Source organism: Streptomyces sp. NPDC059851 (genome assembly GCF_042732005.1).
Lineage (GTDB): Bacteria > Actinomycetota > Actinomycetes > Streptomycetales > Streptomycetaceae > Streptomyces.
The window spans coordinates 85193-92125 of record NZ_JBHWJJ010000019.1 but is presented as its reverse complement, the minus strand read 5'-3'; the positions used below and the strand labels follow the sequence as shown (position 1 = coordinate 92125).

General features: G+C 75.4%; 7 protein-coding genes. 2 read left to right on the top strand and 5 right to left on the bottom strand.

The genetic code is table 11. From position 1 onward, the window contains the following. The first annotated feature begins 126 nt into the window (after positions 1-126). A complete protein-coding gene (locus tag ACFV7Q_RS09570) occupies positions 127-786 on the top strand; it encodes a DUF4126 domain-containing protein (RefSeq protein WP_385425864.1) in 660 nt (219 codons plus the stop codon). Positions 787-817: 31 nt separating this feature from the next. Next, complete coding sequence (locus ACFV7Q_RS09565) at positions 818-2242, top strand: phytoene desaturase family protein (RefSeq protein ID WP_385425861.1); 1425 nt, start codon at positions 818-820, stop codon at positions 2240-2242. 136 nt (positions 2243-2378) lie between these two features. Here ACFV7Q_RS09565 and ACFV7Q_RS09560 read toward each other — a convergent pair whose 3' ends face one another. The 5 genes from ACFV7Q_RS09560 to ACFV7Q_RS09540 all read right to left on the bottom strand — a co-directional run bounded on the left by ACFV7Q_RS09560 (position 2379) and on the right by ACFV7Q_RS09540 (position 6871). Continuing rightward, the gene (locus ACFV7Q_RS09560; RefSeq protein ID WP_385425858.1) at positions 2379-3377 is read right to left on the bottom strand and encodes a hypothetical protein; all 999 of its coding nucleotides are present in this window, start codon (positions 3375-3377) and stop codon (positions 2379-2381) included. 41 nt (positions 3378-3418) lie between these two features. Next, complete coding sequence (gene metF, locus ACFV7Q_RS09555; protein ID WP_385425855.1) at positions 3419-4336, bottom strand: methylenetetrahydrofolate reductase [NAD(P)H]; 918 nt, start codon at positions 4334-4336, stop codon at positions 3419-3421. Between the two features lie 69 nt (positions 4337-4405). Next, a complete protein-coding gene (gene thiE / locus ACFV7Q_RS09550) occupies positions 4406-5056 on the bottom strand; it encodes a thiamine phosphate synthase (protein ID WP_385425852.1) in 651 nt (216 codons plus the stop codon). A gap of 79 nt (positions 5057-5135) precedes the next feature. Beyond that, on the bottom strand, positions 5136-5501 hold the full coding sequence (locus ACFV7Q_RS09545) for an Rv2175c family DNA-binding protein (RefSeq protein ID WP_360632684.1): 366 nt from the start codon (positions 5499-5501) through the stop codon (positions 5136-5138). Positions 5502-5617: 116 nt separating this feature from the next. Next, positions 5618-6871 carry an NAD(P)/FAD-dependent oxidoreductase gene (locus tag ACFV7Q_RS09540; protein ID WP_385425849.1) on the bottom strand — a complete coding sequence of 418 codons (1254 nt, stop codon included), beginning with the start codon at positions 6869-6871 and terminating at the stop codon, positions 5618-5620. Positions 6872-6933: the final 62 nt, after the last annotated feature.

Genomic DNA, 6933 nt, shown 5'->3' with positions numbered 1-6933 from the left:
GCCCCGCACGGCCAGGGGGTTGGGGGGGGGTGCCGCCGGGGGGCGCCCCCCTCGCCGCTCCGGCCCGGGCGCCCGGGTTCTCCCCGCTCGCCCCCGGGATCCCCGGCGCTGCGCCATGATGGCCCGGTGAGTGTCCTTCCCCTGGTCTTCACCAGCGGCTGGGCCAGCGGGATCAACGCCTACGCCGTGGTCCTCCTGCTCGGCCTCTTCGGCGCGGCCGGACTGTCCGACGAGGTGCCCGCCTCCCTCCAGCGCACCGACGTGCTGGTCGTCGCCGGTGTGCTGTTCCTCTGCGAGGCCGTCGCCGACAAGATCCCGTACGTGGACTCCCTCTGGGACGCCGTCCACACCGTCATCCGGCCCGTCGCCGGAGCCGTGGTGGGCGCCCTGCTCGCCGGCCAGAGCGGCTCGCTCCCCGACCTCGCCGCCGGCGCCATCGGCGGCTCCACCGCCCTGGCCAGCCATGCCGTCAAGGCGGGCACCCGCATGGCGGTCAACACCTCCCCCGAGCCGGTCACCAACATCGCGGTGAGCACCGCCGAGGACCTCGGCGTCGCCTGCATCGTCACCCTCGCCCTGTTCCATCCCCTCGCTGCCGCCGTGATCGCCGCCGTCCTGCTGGCGGCCGGCCTGGCCCTGCTCGTCTTCCTGTGGGCCCGGATCCGGCGCTTCCTGCGCCGCCGGGCCCAGCGCCGCGAGGAGAAGCGCCTGGCGGGCAGCCGGAGCGGACCGGGACGCCCCGGAACGGCCGCCGGGGCGCCCCGGGCGCCGGGGCCACCCCGCTGAGCGCGCCGAGCCGCTCGATAGGGTCGGAGCCATGGCACGAATTGCGGTGATCGGCGCCGGCGCGGGCGCGATGGCCACGGCAGCCCGGCTGGCCGTGGCGGGGCACCAGGTGGCGGTGTACGAACGGACTTCGACCTACGGCGGCTCGCTCGGCCGCTTCGAGCGGGACGGATTCGCCTTCGACACGGGACCGGGGCTGCTGCACCTGCCCGCCGTCTACCGCGACCTGTTCGTCAAGACCGGCAAGCGGCGCCTGGAGGACTGCGTCGAACTCGTCCGCGTCGACCCGGCCGTCCGCCACGTCCTCGCCGACGGAACCTCCGTCGCCCTTCCTGGTGCCTCCCGGGGCGGCGCTGCGGCCGCCCTCGACGAGGCCTTCGGCGCGGGCGCCGGGGACCGCTGGGCCACGGTACTGAACCGGGCCCGGGACGCCTGGGACGCCACCCGCCGCCCCCTCCTTGAGGAACCGCTGCGCCCCGACTGGCAGGCCCTCGGCAGGGACCCGTACCCGGCGGTGCGCAAGAGCGGGCTGCTGCGCCGCCGCCCCCCGACCCTCGCCGACATCGCCGCACGCGAACTGGGCGGGCAGCTCGGCGAGCTGCTGGCCGCCCGGGTGCGGGAGTACGGCCTCGACCCGGCGACGGCACCCGCCTCCGCGACCGTGCTGCCGTACATGGAGCAGACCTTCGGCAGCTGGTACGTGCGCGGCGGCATGCGGGCGCTCGCGACCGCCCTGTACGAGCGCTGCCGGGAGCGGAAGGTCGAGTTCGTCTTCGATGCGCCGGTCCGGGAGGTCCTGGCCCGCGAGGGCCGGGCCGCCGGGGTGCTGACGGCCGACGGGACCGAGCACCCGGCCGAGCACGTGGTCTGCGGGGCCGACCCGCGGCGGCTCGCCGTGCCGCTGCCGCCCGACGGCGTCCCCGCCGGGGACGCGGCCGGAGCCGCCCGGTTCACCCTGATGCTCGCCCTGCGCGGCGCCCGCCCCGCCGGCGCCGTGCACCGCACCATCGTCCACTCCCCCGGCGCCCAGCTCACCGTGCTGCGCCCCGACGACCCCGCCGTCCGGCCCGACGCGGACCACGAGGCCGTCACCGTCACCGCGGTGTGCGCCCCGGCGACCGGTGCGGCCGCCGGGGCCGCCCCCGACCCCGAGGCGCTGCTGGACCTCGCCGCCCGGGCCGTGCCCGGGCTGCGCGAGCGGCTGCTGTGGTGGGAGGCGCGCACCCCGGCCGACATCGAGGCGGCCACGGGGGCGGTGGGCGGAGCGGTGCCCGCGCCCTCGCTCGCCGGAGCCGGCGGCCGGCTGCTGCACCCCGCGAACTCCACGGCCCTGCCCGGGCTGTACCTCGCGGGCGGCTGGGCGCACCCCGGCGGCGGGCTGGCCCACGCCGGGATGACCGGGGCGCTGGTGGCCGGGCTGATCGTGGAGGGCGCGGGCTTCCGCGGCTCGCAGTGAACCGGGGGCCGGGGCGCGGGTCCGCGGTGGGCCCGTGGGCCAGGTCGCCCCGGGAGCCCTGCGGCCCCGGTGTCCCCGACCCGGGTCCGTACCCGGGCCGGGGCCGACACGGGGTGCGGGCCCCGGGGCGCGGCCGTCAGTAGCGGTACTGCTCGTATTCGCCGGAACCCTGGTACGGGTACTGCTGGGGCTGCTGGGGCTGCTGGGGCTGCTGGGGCTGCTGCTGCTGCGGGTACGCCCCGCCGCCCTGGCCGTCGGCCGGGTACGGCTGCGCCACGTCCCGCTGCTGGGGCACCCAGATCCCGCCGGGCGGGGTGTCCATCGCGTACTGGTCCTGCCCCGCCGCGCCCCCCGCGTACGGGTCGGCGTGCTGGCCGCCGTACGGGGTGTAGTCGTACGGCTGCTGCGGGATGACCCCGCCGCCGGTGCCGATGTACGGGTCCGAGTAGGCGGCGTAGACCTGCTGCTCGCCTCCCGGTTGGTACGCGCCGGGGTAGTCGTAGCCGCCCTGCGTCTGCGGGTCCTGGTAGCCGGCGTAGCCGTGGGCGTCCTGCTCGGCCGCGGCGAACGGCGACGCGAAAGCGGCCGTCTGCCCGGCGTCGGAGCCGGAGCCGGACCCGAAGCTCTGTATCCCGTACGAGCCGGTGTCCTCGGGGAGCGGCTCCGGGCTGTAGAACTCCTCCGTGGCGGCCTGGAACCTCGGCCGGGGGTCCTTCCCGGACGCCGCGGCCCCGTCGGCGTCCGCCTGCGCGTCCGCGCCCTCGGCACCGTACTCCAGCCCGGTCACCTCCAGCGCGGGCTCGGACCGCGGCCCGCCGCCCCGGCGGCGCCGGGCGGCGCCCTTCGGCGGCGCGGCGGTGTCCCCGCCCTTCCCGCCCTTGCCGCGGCGCAGCGCCCAGCCGGCCTCGAAGCCCTTGCGGAAGGACAGCGTCACCAGCGTCTGGCCCACCGCGAACGCGAGCGCGCCCACGGCGATGACCGGCACCGACGGCAGCACCACCCCCGCGACCACGCCGAGGAACCCGGCGAACGCGAGCAGCCTCCAGCGCAGCCGGGCCTTGTACTGCATCAGGACCTCGGCAAGCAGCCACAGCGCGACGAAACCGAACGCGACGTAGAGGACCGTCATTCCCATGCGTGGCACCCCTCGGTACGGCCGCCCTGGGGTACGGCCGATCAGGCCCGCTGGTGCAGGCCCAGGTTCTCGTAGATCTCGAGAGTCGCCGTGGAGTTGTTCAGCGTGATGAAGTGCAGCCCCGGGACACCCTCGGACAGCAGCCGCGCGCAGAACTCCGTGGCGAACTCGATCCCCATGGAGCGTACAGCGGCCGGATCGTCCTTGACGGCGAGCATGCGCTCTTTCACGGCCGCGGGGAAGACTGCGTTGCTGAGTTGGGGCAGCCGGTCGAGCTGCTTGATGGCCACAACAGGCATGACCTCAGGGATGATCGGGGTGGAGCATCCCGCCTTTTCGACGCTGTCGCGCAGCCGCAGATAATTCTCCGGATCGAAGAACATCTGGGTGATCGCATAGTCAGCTCCGGCGCGGCACTTGTCCACGAAGTGCCGGATGTCCGTATCCCAGTCGTCGGAGCGCGGGTGCATCTCCGGGAAGGCGGCTACGCCCACGCAGAAGTCGCCGGATTCCTTCAACAGCCGGACCAGGTCGGCGGCGTAGTGCACCCCGTCGGGGTGCGGCACCCAGGGGCCCATGGGGTCGCCCGGCGGGTCTCCGCGCACGGCGAGCATGTTGCGGATGCCGGCGTCGGCGAACTGGCCGATGACGTTGCGCAGCTCGGCCACGGAGTGGTCGACGGCGGTGAGGTGCGCGACGGGTGTCAGCGTGGTGTCGGCGGCGATCTCCTGGGTGGCCTTGACGGTGCCGCCCCGGGTGGAGCCGCCGGCCCCGTACGTCACGGATACGAAGCTCGGGGACACGGCCTCGATGCGGCGCAGCGCGTTCCAGAGGTTGCGCTCGCCCTTCTCGGTCTTGGGAGCCCAGAACTCGAAGGAGTACGAGGGGTCCCCGGACGCCAGCAGGTCGCGGACCGTGCGTGCACGGTCCGTTCGGGTGGAAGCGGTACCAAGGGCCATACGGGCAGGTTAGACGCGTGTTCGCGCACGCCGTAGCCCTGTCCGTGATGTGGACAGCTTTTTGGACACTTAGGAGACGCGGTTCCGGATGCGCCGGGCGAGCTCGGCCGCTGCGGCCCCCGGGTCGGAGGCCTCGGTCAGGGCGCGGACGACCACGACCCGGGTGGCGCCGGCGTCGAGGACCTCGTCGAGGTTGCCGGCGTCGATGCCGCCGATGGCGAACCAGGGCCGGTCCTGTTCCAGGGAGGCCGCGTACCGGACCAGGTCGAGGCCGGGGGCGGGCCGGCCGGGCTTGGTGGGGGTGGGCCAGCAGGGGCCGGTGCAGAAGTAGTCCACGCCCGGCTCGGCGGCCGCGGCGTCGACCTCGGACACGGCGTGGCAGGAGCGGCCGATCAGCACTCCCTCGCCGAGGACGGCGCGGGCGGCGGGCACCGGGATGTCGCCCTGGCCGAGGTGCAGGACGTCGGAGCCGATGGCGTGCGCGACGTCGGCGCGGTCGTTGACCGCCAGGAGCTTGCCGTGCCGGCGGGCGGCCTCGGCGAACACCTGCAGGTGGTCGAGCTCCTCGGCGGCCTCCATGCCCTTGTCGCGGAGCTGGACGACGTCCACCCCGCCGGCGAGCACGGCGTCGAGGAACTCGGGGAGGTCCCCCTGCCGCTTGCGGGCGTCCGTGCACAGGTAGAGCCTGGCGTCGGAGAGCAGCTGGGCGTTCGCGGACATGGGGTACCCCCTGGTGAGCGCGCGGGACGCGGGCCGCGCCGGGCGGCCCGCGTCCCGCGGGTGGATCAGTGGCCTCGGGTCAGAGGGCGAGCGCCTGGGCGCGGCGCTTGACCTCCGTGCCGCGATTCTCGCGCAGCGCCTGCACGGGGGTGCCGGGCAGGGTCTCGTCGGCGGTGAAGAGCCACTCCAGCATCTCCTCGTCGGAGAAGCCGTCGTCGCGCAGCACCGTCAGCAGACCGGTCAGGCCCTTGACGAGCTTGGTGCCGTCGATGAAGTCGGCGGGGACCTGCAGGGTGCGGTTCTCGCCCCGGCGGACGGCGATCAGCTGACCTTCCTTGACCAGCTGGCGGACCCGGGTCACTTCGACGTCCAGCATCTCGGCGATGTCGGGCAGGTGGAGCCAGGCGGGGACAAGGGCATCGATCTTTGTGTCAATCTCGGTCACGGCACAAGCCTGCCACCTCCCGAGCGCCGCCGGTACCCGGGCCGATCCGTACGGGGCCCCCGGGCCGTACGGGCGCCCCCGGACGGCCCGGGACGCCGTACGGGCGTCCCGCCGCCCTACAGCGGGGCGGACACGGCCGACTTCAGCGGGGTGGCGGGGTCGGCCACCCGGGCGGGGTCGACGGCGGCGCCGGTCTCGATGAGCCTGCGGCCCTGGGCGAGGTCCCGCGGCCGGCCCACGGCGAGGATCGCGACCAGCGACCCGGCCCGCAGCCAGCACACCGACCAGGCCTGCTCGCCCGGGTCGCCGCGCCACAGCAGGGTGTCCGCTTCCGCGTGGTGGCCCGCGTACTGGACGAACCGCCCGAACTGCTCGGACCAGAAGTACGGCACCGGGTCGTAGACCTGGAGCGCGCCCCCGGCGGAGGGCTCGCCCCGCGCCCCGGCCAGGATGTTCGCCGCGACGACCCGCGGCCCCTGGAGCGCGTTGTCCCAGTGGTGGACCAGCAACCGCGCCCCGTAGCGCGCCGAGGGGAACGAGGCGCAGTCGCCGACCGCGTACACCCCCGGCAGCGAGGTCCGCAGGTACGCGTCCGCCGTGACCGAGCCGTCGGCGCCGAGCTCGACGCCCGACCCGGCCAGCCAGCGCGTGGCCGGCCGCGCCCCGATGCCCACGACCACCGCTCCGGCCGGCAGCTCCCGGCCGTCCGCGAGCACGACCCGCCCGGACTCCACCGAAGCGACCCTGGCGGAGGTGAGGAGGTCGGCCCCGACCTCCTCGTACCAGCCGGCCATCGGAGCGGCGACCTCGGCCGGCAGGGCGCCCGCGAGCACCCGGTCCGCGGCCTCGACCACCGTCACGGCGCAGCCCGCCTCCCGGGCCGCGGTGGCGAACTCCGCGCCGATCCAGCCGGCGCCGACGACGACGGTGGCCGGGGTCCCGGCCAGCACCGGCCGGAGCCGGGCGGCATCGTCGAGGGTGCGCAGCAGGTGGACGCCGGGGACGCCCTCGGAGCCGGGCAGGGTCAGCGGCTCGGCGCCGGTCGCCAGGACCAGCACGCCGTACGGGACCGGGCCGGCCTCGGTGTCCAGCTCGCGGTCGGCGGCCCGCAGCCCCGTCACCTCCACGCCGAGCCGCAGCTCGATGCCCAGGCCCTCGAAGTCGACGTCGAAGGCGGAGTCCTCGGCCTTGCCGAGCAGGACCGCCTTGGACAGCGGGGGCCGGTCGTAGGGCTGGTGGGGTTCGGCGCCCAGCAGGGTCACGGGGCCGGTCCAGCCCTGCTCGCGCAGGGCCACCGCCGTCTGCACCCCGGCCATTCCGGCGCCGACGATGACGACGCCGCTCTGAGTCTGTTCGGTCTGCTCGCTCACAGACCCACCCTAGTCAGCACGATCGGTGGAAAGGGGTGCACCGGCGGCCGCGTCCCGGCTCT